Origin of the sequence: Ancylobacter oerskovii, assembly GCF_018390555.1 — a bacterium.
In the GTDB taxonomy this organism is placed as follows: domain Bacteria; phylum Pseudomonadota; class Alphaproteobacteria; order Rhizobiales; family Xanthobacteraceae; genus Ancylobacter; species Ancylobacter oerskovii.
This window is the reverse complement of sequence record NZ_JAHBGB010000044.1, coordinates 22,563-39,880: the sequence shown is the minus strand read 5'-3', so window position 1 is coordinate 39,880 and position 17,318 is coordinate 22,563. Positions and strand designations below refer to the sequence as shown.

Annotated in this window: 17 protein-coding genes and 2 riboswitches; of the genes, 12 read left to right on the top strand and 5 right to left on the bottom strand. The window is 70.9% G+C overall.

Annotated elements, in window-relative coordinates; translation table 11 throughout:
- Positions 1-24: 24 nt before the first annotated feature.
- A complete protein-coding gene (gene cobW / locus KHC19_RS21145) occupies positions 25-1,101 on the bottom strand; it encodes a cobalamin biosynthesis protein CobW (RefSeq protein ID WP_213355363.1) in 1,077 nt (358 codons plus the stop codon).
- 116 nt (positions 1,102-1,217) lie between these two features.
- A riboswitch (cobalamin riboswitch) is annotated at positions 1,218-1,437 on the bottom strand.
- A gap of 58 nt (positions 1,438-1,495) precedes the next feature.
- Positions 1,496-1,707: riboswitch (cobalamin riboswitch) on the top strand.
- Between the two features lie 45 nt (positions 1,708-1,752).
- Here cobW and KHC19_RS21140 point away from each other — a divergent pair.
- The 6 genes from KHC19_RS21140 to KHC19_RS21115 all read left to right on the top strand — a co-directional run bounded on the left by KHC19_RS21140 (position 1,753) and on the right by KHC19_RS21115 (position 5,662).
- Positions 1,753-1,944: a CbtB domain-containing protein gene (locus KHC19_RS21140; protein WP_213355362.1), complete on the top strand. Its 192-nt coding sequence runs from the start codon at positions 1,753-1,755 to the stop codon at positions 1,942-1,944.
- Between the two features lie 11 nt (positions 1,945-1,955).
- On the top strand, positions 1,956-2,687 hold the full coding sequence (locus tag KHC19_RS21135; RefSeq protein WP_213355361.1) for a CbtA family protein: 732 nt from the start codon (positions 1,956-1,958) through the stop codon (positions 2,685-2,687).
- Between the two features lie 8 nt (positions 2,688-2,695).
- Complete coding sequence (gene cobU / locus KHC19_RS21130) at positions 2,696-3,199, top strand: bifunctional adenosylcobinamide kinase/adenosylcobinamide-phosphate guanylyltransferase (RefSeq protein ID WP_213355360.1); 504 nt, start codon at positions 2,696-2,698, stop codon at positions 3,197-3,199.
- Positions 3,199-3,813 carry a cob(I)yrinic acid a,c-diamide adenosyltransferase gene (gene cobO / locus KHC19_RS21125; protein ID WP_213355359.1) on the top strand — a complete coding sequence of 205 codons (615 nt, stop codon included), beginning with the start codon at positions 3,199-3,201 and terminating at the stop codon, positions 3,811-3,813. Before cobU ends, cobO begins: the two co-directional genes overlap by 1 nt.
- Before the next feature lie 90 nt (positions 3,814-3,903).
- Positions 3,904-4,128: an NINE protein gene (locus KHC19_RS21120; RefSeq protein ID WP_213355358.1), complete on the top strand. Its 225-nt coding sequence runs from the start codon at positions 3,904-3,906 to the stop codon at positions 4,126-4,128.
- 55 nt (positions 4,129-4,183) lie between these two features.
- A complete protein-coding gene (locus KHC19_RS21115; RefSeq protein ID WP_213356325.1) occupies positions 4,184-5,662 on the top strand; it encodes a cobyric acid synthase in 1,479 nt (492 codons plus the stop codon).
- Positions 5,663-6,799: 1,137 nt separating this feature from the next.
- Here KHC19_RS21115 and cbiB read toward each other — a convergent pair.
- Entirely contained in the window at positions 6,800-7,777 is a 978-nt protein-coding gene (gene cbiB / locus KHC19_RS21110) for an adenosylcobinamide-phosphate synthase CbiB (RefSeq protein WP_213355357.1), read from the bottom strand.
- A 110-nt stretch (positions 7,778-7,887) separates the two neighbouring features.
- Here cbiB and recQ point away from each other — a divergent pair, with 110 nt between their 5' ends.
- From recQ to tmpT, 4 genes are all read left to right on the top strand, one after another.
- Positions 7,888-9,732, top strand: coding sequence for a DNA helicase RecQ (gene recQ / locus KHC19_RS21105; RefSeq protein WP_213355356.1), 1,845 nt, complete (start codon positions 7,888-7,890; stop codon positions 9,730-9,732).
- A gap of 141 nt (positions 9,733-9,873) precedes the next feature.
- Positions 9,874-10,419 carry an SRPBCC family protein gene (locus tag KHC19_RS21100; protein ID WP_213355355.1) on the top strand — a complete coding sequence of 182 codons (546 nt, stop codon included), beginning with the start codon at positions 9,874-9,876 and terminating at the stop codon, positions 10,417-10,419.
- A gap of 64 nt (positions 10,420-10,483) precedes the next feature.
- The gene (locus KHC19_RS21095; RefSeq protein ID WP_213355353.1) at positions 10,484-11,425 is read left to right on the top strand and encodes a YVTN family beta-propeller repeat protein; all 942 of its coding nucleotides are present in this window, start codon (positions 10,484-10,486) and stop codon (positions 11,423-11,425) included.
- A gap of 222 nt (positions 11,426-11,647) precedes the next feature.
- Positions 11,648-12,289 (top strand): thiopurine S-methyltransferase, encoded by a 642-nt coding sequence (gene tmpT, locus KHC19_RS21090; RefSeq protein ID WP_246549327.1) that lies wholly within the window; start codon positions 11,648-11,650, stop codon positions 12,287-12,289.
- A 328-nt stretch (positions 12,290-12,617) separates the two neighbouring features.
- Here tmpT and KHC19_RS21085 read toward each other — a convergent pair whose 3' ends face one another.
- A complete protein-coding gene (locus KHC19_RS21085) occupies positions 12,618-13,718 on the bottom strand; it encodes a sulfate/molybdate ABC transporter ATP-binding protein (RefSeq protein WP_213355352.1) in 1,101 nt (366 codons plus the stop codon).
- A 240-nt stretch (positions 13,719-13,958) separates the two neighbouring features.
- Between KHC19_RS21085 and KHC19_RS21080 the strand changes: the two genes are divergently transcribed.
- Positions 13,959-14,576: a GNAT family N-acetyltransferase gene (locus KHC19_RS21080; RefSeq protein ID WP_213355351.1), complete on the top strand. Its 618-nt coding sequence runs from the start codon at positions 13,959-13,961 to the stop codon at positions 14,574-14,576.
- Positions 14,577-14,646: 70 nt separating this feature from the next.
- On the opposite strand, the gene KHC19_RS21075 is transcribed toward KHC19_RS21080, so the two are convergent.
- Positions 14,647-15,048, bottom strand: coding sequence for a flagellar export protein FliJ (locus KHC19_RS21075; RefSeq protein WP_246549320.1), 402 nt, complete (start codon positions 15,046-15,048; stop codon positions 14,647-14,649).
- A gap of 536 nt (positions 15,049-15,584) precedes the next feature.
- On the opposite strand from KHC19_RS21075, the gene ctrA reads away from it, so the two are divergent.
- On the top strand, positions 15,585-16,286 hold the full coding sequence (ctrA, locus tag KHC19_RS21070) for a response regulator transcription factor CtrA (protein ID WP_213355350.1): 702 nt from the start codon (positions 15,585-15,587) through the stop codon (positions 16,284-16,286).
- Between the two features lie 118 nt (positions 16,287-16,404).
- Here the strand turns inward: ctrA and KHC19_RS21065 are convergent, their stop codons facing one another.
- Complete coding sequence (locus KHC19_RS21065) at positions 16,405-17,217, bottom strand: class I SAM-dependent methyltransferase (RefSeq protein ID WP_213355349.1); 813 nt, start codon at positions 17,215-17,217, stop codon at positions 16,405-16,407.
- Positions 17,218-17,318 lie beyond the last annotated feature (101 nt).

The following is a 17,318-nucleotide window of genomic DNA, read 5'->3' as shown; positions in this document are numbered from 1 at the left end:
ACCGATCGTCCCCGGGCCGCGCGCTCAGGCCGGGACCGGCGCGCCGGCGAGGATCGCCTCCACCTTCGCCCGGTCCAGCCCCTTCAGCCCGATGGCGACCAGCCGCCCGCCCCGCTCGCCTTCCGCCCAGGCCCGGTCGTAATGATGCTCCACCCGCGGTCCCACCGCCTGCACCAGCAGCCGCATCGGCTTGCCTTCCACCGCGAGGAACCCCTTCACGCGCAGGACCTCGGCCTCCTCGGCCGCCTTCGCCACCCGCGCGGCGAACTCCGCCGGATCGCCGATCTCCGGCACCTCGACGACGAAGCTGTCGAAATCGTCGTGGTCGTGATCGGCCTCGTCGTCGTGATGGGTGCGGCGGTTCTCGATGTCGTCCTCGGTGCCGACGCCGAGACCCAGCAGCACCGCCGGGTCGAGCCGGCCGCGCGTCACCTGCACCACCTTCACGCCCTGGGGCAGCTCGGCGTCGAGCTCGGCGCGGGCGCGCACCGCGCCGTCGGCGTCGATCAGGTCGGCCTTGGTCAGCACCACCAGGTCGGCACAGGCGATCTGGTCGTCGAACACCTCCTCGATCGGGTCGTCATGGTCGAGCGAGGCGTCGGCCGCCCGCTGCTCGGCCAGCGCGTCATGGTCATGCGCCACCCGGCCGGAGGCCAGCGCCTCGCCGTCCACCACCGCCACCACGCCGTCCACCGTCACCCGGCTCCTGATCGCCGGCCAGTGGAAGGCCTGCACCAGCGGCTTGGGCAGCGCGAGGCCGGAGGTCTCGATCAGGATGTGGTCGACCTTCGGCGCGCGGGAGAGAATCACATCGAGCGCCGGCACGAAATCGTCGGCCACCGTGCAGCAGATGCAGCCATTGGCCAGCTCGACGACATTCTCCTCCGGGCAGGTGTCGATGCCGCAGCCCTTCAGAATCTCGCCATCGATGCCGACATCGCCGAACTCGTTGACGATCACCGCCAGGCGCTTGCCCCTGGCGTTCTCCAGCACATGGCGGATCAGCGTCGTCTTGCCGGCGCCGAGAAAGCCGGTGACGATGGTGCAGGGAACCCTTTCGAGGCTCGGATGGGCGAGCGAGGCGGAAGCTGGGGCGGTCATCGGGCGTCTCCGGCGGCGTTGCGAGATCGGGGCACGCCGGCCGCGGGAGCCTCCCGCGCAAGCCGCCCGCACGCATGCCGGACGGCTCCACCTGCTCGCCGGGCACCCCGCCGGCACGCACGACCGGACCGTCGGCAGGTCTCCTGGCTCGCGGGTCGCCGCCCTCATCGCCGCCTTCCCGGATCGCTCCAGTGGCTTGTGGCTCGGGCTCGCCGCTCACAGTTGCGGGGGCAGCCGCGGAATTGCCGCCTTGCGAAAAGCTTCGCGAGGCCGACGCACCGCATTCCCTCTTCGTCCCTCCCGGTGAGGGAGGAAACCGTCGATCGCCGCCACTAAAGGAGCGCGGAGGGGGAATGTCAACGCAGGGGCATTGCGACGCCCCCGCCGCCCGGTATAGTTGGAGGCAGTCGACGGTTCCCGTGATGGGCACGGGACGCAAGACGGGAACGCGGTGGGACCTTCGCTTTCGGGCGGGTCGATTCCGCGGCTGCCCCCGCAACTGTGAGCGGCGAGCCTGCCTCCAACGGCCACTGGAGCGATCCGGGAAGGCGGAGGGACAGGCGAGGACCCGCGAGCCAGGAGACCGGCCGTCGACATCACCTCTGGCCCGGGAAGGGCCGGCCCTCGGGTGGAGGGCAGAAGGAGACGACCATGAATCGCCTGAACGCACAGCCGCATTCCGCACAAGCCGCCGCCGAGACCCCGGCCTCGCGCGCGCTCGCCATCACCTTCGCCGCCCTGCTCGGCGTGTTCGTGATCGGCGGGGTGGGCTTCTCCCACATCGCCGCCGCGCACAATGCGGCGCACGACATCCGCCACGTCAACGCCTTCCCCTGCCACTGACGGGGGGTTCCATGTCTCTGTTTCGGACGATCCTGCTCGTCGCGCTGGTGGCGGGCATCGCCACCGGCGTGGCTTCCGCCGCCGTTCATCTCGTCACCACCGTGCCGCTCATCCTCAAGGCCGAGACCTTCGAGGGCGGGGAAGCGGCAGCCGACACGCATGCCCACGCCGCCGGCGAGGCGCACGACCACGAGGCCGGCGCGCCGGCGCACGACCATGGCGACGGCGACGAATGGGCGCCCGCCGACGGCTTCGAGCGCAACGCCTTCACCGTCGTCGCCAGCATCCTCACCGCCTTCGGCTTCGGCCTGCTGCTGGTGGCCGCCACCGAGCTGAAGGGCGGCCTGTCCAGCTGGCGCGAGGGCATTCTCTGGGGCCTTGCCGGCTTCGCGGTGTTCACGCTCGCACCCGGGCTCGGCCTGCCGCCGGAACTGCCGGCCATGCCGGCGGCCGATCTCATGGCCCGCCAGCTCTGGTGGATCGGCACCGCGGTCGCCACCGCCGCCGGCCTCGCGCTGCTGGTCTTCGGCCGCTCGCCGCTCTTCGCCGCGCTGGGCGCCGGGGCGATCCTGCTGCCGCATCTCGTCGGGGCGCCGCAGCCGGTGAGCCATGACAGCCCGATCCCGGAATCGCTGCATCACAGCTTCGTCGTCGCCTCGGTGGCGGTGAGCTTCCTGTTCTGGGTCCTGCTGGGCGGCCTGTCGGGCTGGCTGCGTCCGCGCCTCGGCGCGCGGGCGGGCTGAGCGGCGCCATGCCTTTCACCCTCGTCCTCGGCGGCGCGCGCTCCGGCAAGAGCCGCCACGCCGAGGCGCTGGTCGAGCGCTTCCCTGCGCCGTGGTACTATCTCGCCACGGCGCAGGCCTATGATGCCGAGATGGAGGAGCGCATCGCCCGGCACCGCGCCCGCCGCGGCGAAGGCTGGCTCACCGTCGACGTCCCGCACGACCTCGCGGGAGCGCTGGCCGCGCTTCCGCCCGGCGCCCCGGTGCTGATCGACTGCCTGACGCTCTGGCTCACCAACCGCCTGCTGGCCGACGCCGATCCCGACATGGATTCGGCGATCCTCGAGACCGCGCTCATTGCCCATGACGGCCCGGTAGTGGCGGTCTCCAACGAGGTCGGCATGAGCATCGTGCCGGAAAACGCCCTCGCCCGCCGCTTCCGCGACGCGCAGGGCCGGCTCAACCAGCAGCTCGCCGCGCTGGCCGACGAGGTGACCCTGGTGGTCGCCGGCATTCCCATGAAGGTGAAGTGATGACCGACATCTCCCCCGAGGAGGCCGCCCGCCATCGCGACAGGATGGCGAAGCGCAAGGCCGTGCAGGACGCCGAGGTGGCGGAGAAGACCATCGAGAAGGGCCTCCTCATCGTCCACACCGGTGCCGGCAAGGGCAAGTCCACCGCCGCCTTCGGCCTCGCCCTGCGCGTGCTCGGCCATGGCGGCCGGGTCGGCGTGGTGCAGTTCATCAAGGGCGCCTGGCACTCGGCCGAGCGCGACGCGCTTCAAGCCTTCGGCGACCGCGTCGCCTGGCATTCCATGGGCGAGGGCTTCACCTGGGAAACCCAGGACAAGGCCCGCGACATCGCCGCCTGCCTCCGGGCCTGGGAGAAGGCGCGCGAGCTGATGGCCGACCCGTCCGTCGGCCTCGTCATCCTCGACGAGCTCAACATCGCCCTGCGCTACGACTACCTTCCCCTCGACGAGGTGGTCGCGACGCTCGCCGCGCGGCGCCCGGATCTCCATGTCGTCGTCACCGGGCGCAACGCCAAGGCCGAGCTGATCGAGGCCGCCGACCTCGTCACCGAGATGACGCTGGTGAAGCACCACTTCAAGGCGGGCGTGAAGGCGCAGAAGGGCATCGAGTTCTGATGCCGCCCTCTCGAAATCCCGCTGCGTCATCCCTATCTCAGCAGGGACGCCGGATCGTGCGGCGTGGCTTTGAGAGGAAGAGGCGCGCCCATGCGCTCCACACCGGTTGCCTATCTCTTCTGGCTGTTCGGCCTGATCGGGGTCTGCGGCATCCATCGCTTCTATGCCGGCCGCTACTGGACCGGCGCGCTGTGGCTGCTGACGCTCGGCCTGCTCGGCATCGGCCAGATCGTCGACCTGTTCCTCATTCCCGGCATGGTGCGCGAGGCCAATCTGGAGCGCCGCGTCGACTATCTGGAAGCAGGCCGCTCATAACGGTCTGCTCTAAGGTTCGGCGATGACCGCCGCCTCTCGCCGGGGCCGTGCCCTGATGTTCCAGGGCACCGGCTCGGATGTCGGCAAGTCGCTGATCGTCGCCGGCCTCGCCCGCGCCTTCGCCCGGCAGGGATTGAGGGTCCGCCCCTTCAAGCCGCAGAACATGTCGAACAACGCCGCCGTCACCGCCGATGGCGGCGAGATCGGCCGCGCGCAGGCGCTGCAGGCCCGCGCCGCCTTCGTGCCGCCCAGCGTCCACATGAACCCGGTGCTGCTGAAGCCGCAGAGCGAGACCGGCGCGCAGATCGTCGTGCAGGGCAAGGCGTGGCGCAGCGCCCGCGCCGCCGATTACCAGAAGCTCAAGCCCGAGCTGATGGCCCCGGTGCTGGCGAGCTTCGACAGGCTCCGCGCGGAGGCCGACCTCATATTGGTGGAAGGCGCCGGCTCGGCCTCCGAGATCAATCTGCGTGCCGCCGACATCGCCAATATGGGCTTCGCCCGTGCCGCCGGCGTGCCGGTCATCCTCATCGGCGACATCGACCGCGGCGGCGTCATCGCCAGCCTGGTCGGCACCCGGGCGGTGATCGCCCCGGAAGACGCGGCGATGATCAAGGGCTTTCTCGTCAACCGCTTCCGCGGCGACCCGGCCCTGTTCGCGAGCGGCATGGACGAGATCGCGCGGCGCACGCGTTGGGAAAATCTCGGCCTGATCCCCTTCTTCAGGGACGCGCGCCGCCTGCCCGCCGAGGACGCCCTCGCCCTCGACGCCGCCCCCGCCGCCAAGCCGGGCGCCAGGCTGCGCATCGCCGTGCCGATCCTGCCGCGCATCTCCAATTTCGACGACCTCGACCCGCTGGAGGCCGAGCCCGCCGTCGAGCTGATCCGCCTGGCGCCCGGCCAACCGCTGCCCGGCGACATCGACCTCGTCATCCTGCCCGGCTCGAAATCCACGATTGCCGATCTCGCCGAACTGCGCGCGAGCGGCTGGGACATCGACATCGCCGCGCATGTGCGGCGCGGCGGCCGGGTGCTCGGCCTGTGCGGCGGCTACCAGATGCTCGGCCGCACCATCAACGATCCGATGGGCATGGAAGGCCCGGCCGGCAAGGTTCCCGGCCTCGGCCTGCTCGCCGTCGACACGGTGCTCACAGTGGAAAAGCGCCTCGTGCCGATCGCCGGCACCAGCGCCGACGGCATCGCCTTCCGCGGCTACGAGATGCATATGGGCGCGACGGACGGCCCCGACCGCGCCCGCCCCTTCGCCCATGTCGATGGCGCAACGGGCTCCTCTCATCCCGAGGGCGCGACCTCGGCCGATGGCCGCATCGTCGGCACCTATGCGCACGGCCTGTTCGCCGACGATGCCCAGCGTTCCGCCTGGCTCGCCCGCCTCGGCGCCCCGCCGAGCGCGCTCGACTACGAGGCCGGCGTCGAGGCGGCGCTCGACGCGCTGGCCGACCACCTCGCCGCGCATGTGAAGCTGGAGCGGCTGCTGGAGCTCGCGGGGGGAGTGGCGATCGCGCAGCAGCGATAGGAAATCGCGCAGGGAGCAGGAGGTCGTGCGCGAGCAGCGCCGCCCCGCCTCCCCTGCGATGCCGACGCCCCCAGCCAGAACACCGTCATCCCCGGGCTCGACCCGGGGATCCACGCCTTCGGCCGGGCACGCCGAGCGGAACCGAAGACGCCGAACCGAAGACGTGGATGGCCGGGTCAAACCCGGCCATGACGGCGCGACGGCGGGAAGCGCCCCCAACGGTTCCGACGATCCATGACGAGCCGCCCCGCCTCCCCTGCGATGCCGACGCCCCCAGCCAGAACACCGTCATCCCCGGGCTCGGCCCGGGGATCCACGCCTTCGCCGGGCACGCCGAGCGGAACCGAAGACGCCGAACCGAAGACGTGAATGGCCGGGTCAAGCCCGGCCATGACCGCGCGACGGCGGGAAGCGCCCCCAACGGGTCCGACGATCCATGACGAGCCGCCCCGCCTCCCCTGCGATGCCGACGCCGCCCCCAGCCAGAGCACCGTCATCCCCGGGCTCGGCCCGGGGATCCACGCCTTCGGCCGGGCACGCCGAGCGGAACCGAAGACGCCGAACCGAAGACGTGAATGGCCGGGTCAAGCCCGGCCATGACGGCGCGACGGCGGGAAGCCCCCCAACGGTTCCGACGATCCATGACGAGCCGCCCCGCCTCCCCTGCGATGCCGACGCCGCCGCCAGCCGGAGCACCGTCATCCCCGGGCTCGGCCCGGGGATCCACGCCTTCGGCCGGGCACGCCGAGCGGAACCGAAGTCGCCGAACCAAAGACGTGGATGGCCGGGTCAAGCCCGGCCATGACGGCACGACGGCGGGAAGCGCCCCCAACGGTTCCGACGATCCATGACGAGCCGCCCCGCCTCCCCTGCGATGCCGACGCCGCCCCCAGCCGGAGCACCGTCATCCCCGGGCTCGGCCCGGGGATCCACGCCTTCGGCCGGACACGCCGAGCGGAACCGAAGACGCCGAACCGAAGCCATGGATGGCCGGGTCAAGCCCGGCCATGACGGCGCGACGGCGGGAAGCGCCCCCAACGGATCCGACGATCCGTCATGCTGGACAATTCTGAATATCCGTCCTGCCGAGCAGCGAGCGCAGCGCGCCTCGAAGCACGCGGGCCACCGCCGCCCCCCTCACATCGCCCAGAACGCCGCCGCCCCCGCCGCGACCAGCGCGATCAGGAGCGCGTCGGCGATACGGTACAGCGCCAGCGCCCGCCTTATATCCTCGGCCGTGCACGCGCGCCGCCCGCCGGTGCCCATGGTGCCGTCCGTCACCAGCTGGCCGTGATAGACGCGCGGCCCGGCCAGCGCCAATCCCAGCGCCCCGGCCAAGGCCGCCTCCGGCCAGCCGGCATTGGGCGATTTGTGGAACCGCGCATCGCGCCGCACCGCCCGCCACGCCTGCCGCGCCGAGGCGCCCGGCATCAGCAGCGCCGCCGCGATCATCAGCCAGCCGGCCAGCCGCGAGGCCGGCAGGTTGATCACGTCGTCGAAGCGCGCCGCCGCCCAGCCGAAATCGTTGTGGCGCGGCGTACGGTGCCCGATCATGCTGTCGGCGGTGTTCGCCGCCTTGTAGAGGCAGATGCCCGGCAGCCCGCCGATCGCCATCCACAGGGCCGGCGCCACGATGCCGTCGGAGAAATTCTCCGCGAGGCTCTCGATCGCCGCCCGCGACACCCCGGCCTCGTCCAGCGCGTCGGGGTCGCGCCCGACGATCATCGACACCGCCGCCCGTCCCTCGGCGAGCCCGGCGTCGAGCCCCTCCGCCACTCGCGCGACGTGCTCGTAAAGGCTGCGCTGCGCCAGCAGCGTCGAGCCGAGCAGCGCCACCGCCAAAAACCCGAAGGGCAGCGCCAGCAACGCCCTCTGCGCGAGGATCCCCATGCCGACGCACAGCGCCAGCAGCACCAGCAGCGCCGCGATCCCGGCGATCTTGCGCCGCCACGCCGGGTCGCGGTCGCGGTTGAGATGCCGGTCGAGACAGCCGATCAGCCCTCCCGCCCACATCACCGGATGGCCGATGCGCGCCACGAGCAGGGCCGGATAGCCGAAAGCGGCCTCGAACAGCAGCGCGACTAGGGTTAAACCGAGGGTGAGCTCCGGCGCCATCCGCACTGATTCTCTCAAGACCGGCAGGGAGGCCGCACCATGTCCATCGCCGCCACGGCCGTCCAGAGCCTGTCTGCCGTCCGGGACGGATATGCCGGGCGCCGTCCGGCATGAACATGCGCGCCACCGCTTCCGCCGCCTCCGACGTGCTCGCGCCGGAGATCGAGGCCCGCAAGACCGCCATCCTCGCCGAGGTGTTCGGCTTCGACCGCTTCCGCCCCGGCCAGCAGGAGGTGGTGGACGCGGTGCTCGCCGGCGTGCCGACGCTGGCGGTGATGCCGACCGGCGCCGGCAAGTCGCTGTGCTACCAGCTCCCCGCGCTGACGCTGGGCGGCCTCTCCATCGTCATCTCGCCGCTGATCGCGCTGATGGACGACCAGGTGAACGCCCTGAAGCTGCAGGGCGTGGCGGCGGAGGCCATCCATTCCGGCAAGCCGCGCGAGGACAATGTCGCCATCTGGCGCCGCGTCGCGGCCGGCGAGGTGCGCCTGCTCTACCTCGCCCCCGAGCGGCTGATGACCGATCGCATGCTGCAGGCGCTCTCCCGCCTGCCGCTCGGCCTCGTCGCGGTGGACGAGGCGCATTGCATCTCGCAATGGGGTCACTCCTTCCGCAACGAATATCTCCAGCTCGGCCGGCTGCGCGAGATCTTCCCCGCCGTGCCCCTCGTCGCCCTCACCGCCACCGCCGACAAGGCGACGCAGGGCGACATCGTCGAGCGGCTGTTCGGCGGCACCGCGCGGGTGTTCGTCTCCGGCTTCGACCGGCCGAACATCTTCATCGGCATGGAAGAGAAGAAGGATCCGGCCCGGCAGATCGAGAGCTATGTGAAGGCGCGCCCGCGCGTGCCCGGCATCGTCTACCGCATCTCCCGCAAGAAGGTGGAGGAGACCGCCGAGCGCCTCGTGGCCGCCGGCGTGCGCGCTCTGCCCTATCATGCCGGCCTCACCCCCGAGCAGCGCGCCGCGCATCAGGAGGCCTTCCTCGCCGAGGACGGCATCGTGATGGTGGCCACCGTCGCCTTCGGCATGGGCATCGACAAGTCGAATGTCCGCTACGTGCTGCATGCCGACGCGCCGGGCAGCCTGGAAGCCTATTACCAGGAGATCGGCCGCGCCGGCCGCGACGGCCAGCCCTCCGAGGCACACCTGCTCTATTCCGGCGGCGACATCGCCACCCGCCGCCGCTTCATCGACGAGGAGCAGTCCTCGCCCGAGCGCAAACTGGTGGAGGCGCGCCGACTCGATTCCATGGTCGGCTTCTGCGAGGCGGTCACCTGCCGGCGCGCGGTGCTGCTCGGCTATTTCGGCGAGCGGGCCAAGGCCTGCGGCCATTGCGACGTCTGCCGCGACCCGCCCAAGGTGATCGACGCCTCCCGGCAGGCCGCCCTCGCCCTGCGCCTCGCCCGCGCGACGGGGGAGCGCTACGGCGCCGCCTATCTCGCCGCGGTGATCACCGGCCAGCGCTCCGACCAGGTCTGTGCCCGCGGCCATGACCGGCTCGCCGATTTCGGTGCCGGGGCGGACCGACCTGCGACCGAGTGGCGCGCCTTGCTGCGCCAGCTGGTGGCCACCGGCGCGCTGCACGCCGATGCCGAGCGCTTCGGGGCGCTGGCCCTCACCGATCACGGCCGGTCGATCCTCGACGGCACCCGCACCTTCACCCTGCGCGCGCCGTCCAAGGCACCGCGCCGCGACCGCGCCAGCCGCGCCGAGGCGCCCGAGCTCGCCCCCGCCGAGGCCTCGCTGCTCCAGAAACTCAAGGCGTTGCGGCGCGAGCTCGCCGCCGAGCGCGGCGTGCCGGCCTATGTGGTCTTCGCCGACCGCACGCTGGAGGAGATGGCGGTGGAGCACCCGCGCACCCGCACCGAGCTCGCCGGCGTCAAGGGCGTCGGCGCCGCCAAGCTGGAGGCGTTCGGCGCCGCCTTTCTCAAGATTCTCAAGGAATTTTCTTAGAAATCTCTAAGAATTCGCCCGCGACATTTTCGCCCCGCAAAAGAGTTCACGGCCGGCGATTCCGCTCCTAGACTGGTTGGCAACGGGCGGCCAACGTCCGCCAAGAAGCGTCACAACATCAACTGTTCCGGGATGGAAACGATGAAGTTCGAACTGCTCACGGTGGCGGTGGCCGCCGTCTCTCTCGCCGTCGCCGCTTCCGGCGCGCAGGCGCACGGCCCGACCCGCCAGAAGGTCAGCGAGACCATCGTGATCAACGCCCCGCCGGCCAAGGTCTGGGAAGTGGTCGGCAATTTCCAGGACGGCGGCTGGATCCCGGTGGTGGCCAAGACCGAGGGCACCGGCGGCAGCGCGGCGGGCGCCAAGCGCACCCTCACGCTGAAGAACGGCGCGACGGTGGAAGAGGAAGTCGCCAAGCTCGAGCCCGAGAAGATGACGCTCATGTACCGGATCGACAAGGTCGACGTGAAGGTGCTGCCGGTCACCAACTACTCGTCGTGGCTCGTCGTCACGCCGGAGGATGGCGGCGCCAAGTCGAAGGTCGAGTGGCGCGGCGCCTTCTATCGCGGCTACCCGAACAACGATCCGCCGCCGGAGCTGAACGACGAGGCCGCGGTCGCCGCCGTGACCGGCCTCTACAAGGCCGGGCTGGACGGCCTGAAGAAGAAGATCGAAGGCGGCAGCTGACATCATGCGGCCCGCCTCCCCCCTCTCCCCGGCGGGGAAAGGGCGACCGGCCTCAAGCGCGGCGATGCTGTTCGCCGCGCTCGCAACTGTGGCGAGCGCGAATGTCGCGCCCGCCCGCGCCGACGAGGCCTTCATCACCTCGCAGCCGGCCGAGACGCTCTCGGTCGTCGACCTGCCCACCCGCAAGGTCGTCGCCACGCTGAAGATTCCCGGCAAGCCGGCCGGCATCGCGGTGAGCCCGGACGGAAAGCGCGCCTTCGTCACCTCGCCGGACGGCAAGGCGCTGACCATCCTCGACGCCGCCAGCCGCACGGTGGAGCGCCGCGTCGAGGTCGGCGGCGGCCCGCTCGGCGTCGCCGTGCATCCCTCCGGCAGCCCGGCCTATGTGGCGGACTGGTACCGGCACCGCGTCGTCGCGGTCGATGCGGCGTCGGGCGCCATCGCCGGCGAGGTGCAGGTGGGCGAGTCCCCCTCCGGCCTCGCCGTCACCCCGGACGGCGCGCTGCTGCTCTCCGCCGACCGCGATTCCGATGCGGTGAGCTTCGTCGATACCGCCACCCTCGCCCGCACCGACTCGGTGAAGGTCGGCGCCCGCCCCTTCGGCGTCACCATCGATGCGGAAGGCCAGCGCGCCTATACCGCCAATGTCGGCTCGGACGACGTCACGATCATCGACATCGCCGCCCGCCGGGCGGTCGCCACCGTGAAGGTCGGCCAGCGCCCCTATGCGGTGGCGCTGGCGCAAGGCCGCGCCTTCGTCACCGACCAGTACGCCTCGACCGTCAGCGTGTTCGACACCGGCACGCTGCAGCCGGTCGCCACCATCCCGGTCGGCGACTACCCGGAAGGCATCGCCGCCAGCCGCGACGGCGCCCTCGTCTATGTGGCGAACTGGGAGGCCAACACGCTGAGCGTCATCGATGTCGCGACGCTCAAGGTGGTGGCCGACATCGACGTCGCCGACGGCCCGCGCGCCTTCGGCGCCTTCATCCGCCGCACGGACTAGCGACAAGCGCGCCATGCCCGGGCGTGACGCGCGCCGCCCGGGACGACCCCGCCTCCCGGCGGCCATGACGCGGCGATCCTCAGCCGGCCATCGATCGCCCTGGCGTCATCCATCGCTGGCGGCTCCGCTTGGACGGTGCCCATCGACAGCTCTGGTCAGGCCCGCCGCCGGCACTATGATGGCGCGAGGCAGACGTGGCGAGGCAGACGTGGAAGGTGGCGTATGATGGATGAGGAATTCTGGCACGGCAAATGGCGGCGCGGCGAGATCGCCTTTCATGAGGCTGACGGCAATCCCTTGCTGCGGCGTTATTTTCCTCGTCTCGACCTGCCCGCGGGCGCCCGGCTGTTCCTGCCGCTCTGCGGCAAGACCCGCGACATCGCCTGGCTGCTGGCGCAGGGCCATGCGGTCGCCGGCGCCGAGCTTAGCCGGCTAGCCATAGAGCAGCTCTTCGCCGAACTCGGGCTGGTGCCGCACATCACGCCGGTCGGCCCGCTGGAGCGTTTCGAGGCCGGCCGGCTCACCGTGTTCGTCGGCAACCTCTTCGATCTCGACCGCCACGCCCTGGGCGAGGTCGGCGCCATCTATGACCGCGCGGCGCTGGTGGCGCTGCCCGAGCCGATGCGTCCGCGCTATGCGGCGCATCTCGTGCACCTCACCCATGCCGCGCCGCAATTGCTGATCGCATTCGACTATGAGCCGTCGCTGGTGGTCGGGCCGCCTTTCGCGGTGCCGGAGCCCGAGATACGGCGGCACTACGGCGCCGCCTATCACGTCACGCTGGCCGGCCGGCACGAGCTGAAGGAAGGGCTCAAGGGCAGGAAGCCTGTCGAGGAAACCGTCTGGCTGCTGCGCCCCCGCTGAAGCCGGCGGAGCGTCCTGCTCCCTCCGCCCGCGCCGAAGCCGGCGGAGCGACCTACTCTCTCTCCCCGTTGGGGTGAGGGGCACTCGACCCGCCGCAACGCGTACCCCTGTCGAGGAAACCGTCTGGCTGCTGCGCCCCCGCTGAAGCCGGCGGAGCGTCCTGCTCCCNNNNGGAGAGGGCTGGGGTGAGGGGACTCTCGACCCGCCGCAACGCGTACCCTCACGAGGAAACCCGCCGGCTGCTCCGCCCGCGCCGAAGCCGGCGGAGCGTCCTGCTCCCTCTCCCCGTCGGGGAGAGGGTTGGGGTGAGGGGCGCCCCCGCCTCGCGTCAGATCGCGTAGTCGCCGGTCTGGTGCGCGGAAGGCGCCCGGCAATCGGTGCCCGGCGCGCCCTCGGCGAACAGCCGCGCCCGCTCCAGCCGCACCGCCACCTTCTCGCCCACCGGCACCCGCACCGAGGGAGCGATGTCCGCCTCGAACAGCGCGTTGCCGACCTCCAGCTCCAGCCGGCGGATGGCGCCGTGGCGACGGAAGCCGCGCACGATGCCCGGCAGGCCCGGCGTGCCGGCGAGCCCGATGGCGATGTCGTGCGGGCGCACATAGATCAGCGCCGGGCCGTCCGGCACCGTCGAGATCGGCGCCGCGATGGGGGTATGGCCGGCAAAGGCTGTGCCGTCCTTCACCTCGACCTCGATGCGGCTCGATTCACCCATGAAGCCGAACACCGCCGCCGAGGCCGGCCGGTCATAGACGTCGTCCGGCGTGCCCACCTGCTCGATCTTGCCCTTGCCCATCACCACCACCCGGTCGGCGAGTTCCAGCGCCTCCTCCTGGTCGTGGGTGACGAACAGCGTGGTGTGGCCGGTGCGGTCGTGCAGCTCGCGCAGCCATTTGCGCAGTTCCTTGCGCACCAGCGCGTCGAGTGCGCCGAAGGGTTCGTCGAGCAGCAGCACCTTCGGCTCGATGGCGAGCGCGCGGGCCAGCGCCACGCGCTGGCGCTGGCCGCCGGAAAGCTGGGCCGGGAAGCGGCCGCCATAGCTCTCCAGCTGCACAAGGGCGAGCAGGTCGGCCACCCGCGTCCTGATCTCCGCCTCGCTCGGGCGCTCGGCGCGCGGGCGCGAGCGCAGGCCGAAGGCGACATTGTCCGCCACCGTCATATGGCGGAACAGCGCGTAGTTCTGGAACACGAAGCCGATGCCGCGCCGGCGCACCGGCACGGAAAGCGCGTCCTCGCCATTGAACAGCACCCGGCCCCGGCTCGGCTGCTCAAGCCCGGCAACGATGCGCAGAAGCGTGGTCTTGCCCGAGCCGGAAGGGCCGAGCAAGGCGACGAGCTCGCTCGGCTTCACGTCGAGCGAGATGCCCGACAGCGCCGGCGTGCCGCTGCCGAAATCCTTGCCCACCTGCTCGATGCTCACCGCGACGGTCATCAATTCACTCGCTGTCGACGTGATTAGTAGAATAATCCGCAACCTACCTGAAAAATTGGCGATGTGAAGCCTTTCCGGCAAGGGGGGCCGGAGTCCATAGGCGCCGCCGGCCGGCTCTGCTAAGCCGAGGAACGGCCTTGTCCGCCGCCCTGCCGGACGGGCCGCCGAAACCACGCGGAACACGACGACGCCGACCACGACCACCCTGCCGAGATCACGCACACCACAAGCACGCGCACCATGACCGAGCCCGCCTCCCCCACGCTGGCCCTTGACGGCCTGACGCCGATCCCGGCCGGCAAGATCGCCGCCATCGTCACTTTCCTGGAGATGCGGGAGCGTCCGGCGCCCCTGCCGGAGCCGGAAGGCCATGGGCTGACGATCCGGCGCGTCGAGCGGCCCGATCCCGGCTGGTATCGCGCCCTGTTCCGCCGCATCGGCGAGGATTGGCTGTGGTTCTCGCGGCTGCGCCTGCCGGATGCCGGGCTCGCGGCGATCCTCGCCGACCCGGCGGTAGAGGTGCATGCCCTCCTGCGCGGCGAGACGGAGATCGGCCTGCTGGAGCTCGACCGCCGCGTGCCCGGCGAGGTGGAGCTCGGCTTCTTCGGGGTGGTGCCCGGCGAGACCGGGGCCGGGGCCGGCCGCGTGCTGATGAACCGGGCGACCGAACGCGCCTTCGCGCGTCCCCTCGCCCGCTTCTTCGTGCACACCTGCACGCTCGACCACCCGGCGGCGGTCGGCTTCTACATGAAGGCGGGCTTCGTGCCGGTCGGGCGGGCGGTGGAGATCGCCGACGATCCGCGGCTCGACGGCACCATCCGCCGCGACGCCGCGCGTCACTTTCCGGTGATCGACTAGCCGACCAGCCGGACGGCGCGGCGCTATCGGCCGGGCCGTCGCTTTCGCGCGATCCGCGCGGGAAAAGGCGTCAGGCCAGCGCGGCGGTGGAGCGGGCGCGGCGGTTGCCGGCCGGGCGCGCCACCTCGACGCCTTCCAGCCCGCGTTCGCGCTCGCCGAGCGCCTCGACCTTCTTCAGTTCGTCCAGCGCCGCGTCGAGCGCCGCGCGGGCCTCGTCCAGCTGCCCCTTCAGCTCGTCCGCCGAGCGGCGCAGATTGTCGCGGCGGGTGGCGGCGGCACGCGCATAGGTCGGGTAGGCGAAATGGGTAGTGTCGCTGATGCCGGCGCGGTTTTCCTCCGCGAGGATCTCACGGTCGAGGTCGCGCGCCATGCGGTCGAAATCGGCGATCATGCCGTCGATCTGCGCGAAATGGCGGCGCTTCTCCTCCGCCTGGAACCGCTTCAGGCGAATGACGGTGTCGAGCGACTTCATGCCGGCGTTACTCCGCTTGTCGGGCCGGAGCGACCCGCCGGCGCCCATCGGCACCGACGCAAACCCGCCCGGGTCGAGCCGCCCTTTACGCGGCGGCACGGCCATCTTCGCGTGCAGAGGTTGCCGCTTTCTTACATTTTCCGGGGGAAAGCCGCACCGGGGCACAATTCGGGCGGCGGTTCAGGCATTTGGAAACGATTTGTTTACCGGCTCCATTAATGATCGTTCACGTCCGGTGTGATCCGGTGCCTTGGCGCGAAAGCCGAGTCGCCAGATTCACTTAAGCGCACATCTTAAGATTCGACTCGAAACAGTCGGTCGCAAAAATTCTGGTTCGCCGTCAGCCTCTTGCGGGAAGACTCGAAGAAAATTCGTGCCAACCGCTTGTGCTGGGGAATCCGGTTTTGTTACCCATTGGATCGTAGTTGACGAATCGGTGTGCCGAGCCGGGCGCGGGGTTGGGGTGACGCTCGGAACGGGAGTTGTCCGATTGTGCGCTGAAACCCCGGGGGCCGTGGCGAGGGAAGGGGATTGGCATGCGCGTCTTGCTCATCGAGGACGACCGCGCGACCGCGCAGAGCATCGAGCTGATGCTCAAATCCGAGAGCTTCAACGTCTATACGACGGATCTCGGCGAAGAGGGTGTCGACCTCGGCAAGCTCTACGACTACGACATCATCCTGCTCGATCTGAACCTGCCGGACATGTCCGGCTATGATGTTCTCAAGGGCCTGCGCGTCGCCAAGGTGAAGACGCCGATCCTGATCCTCTCCGGCCTCGCCGGCATCGAGGACAAGGTGAAGGGCCTCGGCTTCGGCGCCGACGACTATCTCACCAAGCCGTTCCACAAGGACGAGCTGGTGGCACGCATCCACGCCATCGTGCGCCGGTCGAAGGGCCATGCCCAATCGGTCATCACCACCGGCGAGCTGGTGGTGAACCTCGACACCAAGACCGTCGAGGTCGGCGGCGCCCGCGTGCACCTCACCGGCAAGGAGTACCAGATGCTGGAACTCCTCTCGCTGCGCAAGGGCACGACGCTGACCAAGGAGATGTTCCTCAACCATCTCTATGGCGGCATGGACGAGCCGGAACTGAAGATCATCGACGTGTTCATCTGCAAGCTGCGCAAGAAGCTCGCCAACGCGTCGAGCGGCCACAACTTCATCGAGACGGTGTGGGGCCGCGGCTATGTGCTGCGCGAGGCCGGCGAGCAGGAGCAGCGCATCCCGGCCTGACGGCCGCAGGATCGCCGCCGGAACAGACCCCGCCGCGAGGCGGGGTTTTGCCTTTCGGCGCCACCGCTCCACGCACGCCGCACGGCCCCCGTCCCGCCCGCGCCTTCCCTGCGCGGCCTCAGCGCCGCACCGCGCTCACCACGATGGCGCGCATATCCCCTTCCATCGGGCCCGGCCCGAAGCGGGCCGCCAGCGTCGCCTCCACCGCCGCGGTCACCTCCTCCAGCCGGCCGGGGGCGCGCGCCTCGATCTCCCCCCGCAGCGGCGTGCCCTGGCAGAAGGCGATGGCGAGATCGCCGGCCGATGTCGCCCGGGCGGTGCGGCTCACCACCACGGCCGCGAAATCGGCGAGGCCGGCCGCCTCCACATCCTCGCGGATCTGGTCCAGGCTGGCATAGCCATGCGGCGTGCGGGCCATGAAGCCCGGCGGATCGTCGGGAAACAGCGCCGCCAGGGCATCGCTCACCACCTGCGTGAACACGCTGGTGGCGAGCCGGTCCCAGACGTTGAACAGCAGCATGCCGCCGGGCACCAGCACGCGCCGGGCCTCGCCGAAGCCCCGCACCTTGTCGGGAAAGAACATCGCCCCGAACTGGCAGATCACCACGTCGAACCGCCCGTCGGCGAAGGGCAGCGCCAGCGCGTCCGCCGGCTGCCAGGCGATGCGCGGATCGTGGATGCAGCGCGCGGCCGTCTCCAGCATGGCGGGATTGAGGTCGGTGGCGGTGAGGCGCGCCTGTGCCGGCAGGCGTTCGGCCAGCGCCCGGGTCGCGGCGCCGGTGCCCGCCGCGACTTCCAGCACGCGATAGGGCTCCAGCGCCGCCGCCCGCATGGCGAGGTCGATGGCGAAGGGCGCGAAGATGATCGGCACCAGCAGCCGCTCATAGATGTCGGGAATGGCGCCGGCGAACACGCTGTCACGGCCAGGCATGGCGGCCTCCGGGGGGACGCGGAAGACAGGCGGAGGGCGTGCATGGGCTTCGCATGAGCCGCCCGCGGCCGGCATCATAGCACGCCGCAGGATCCCCGCCC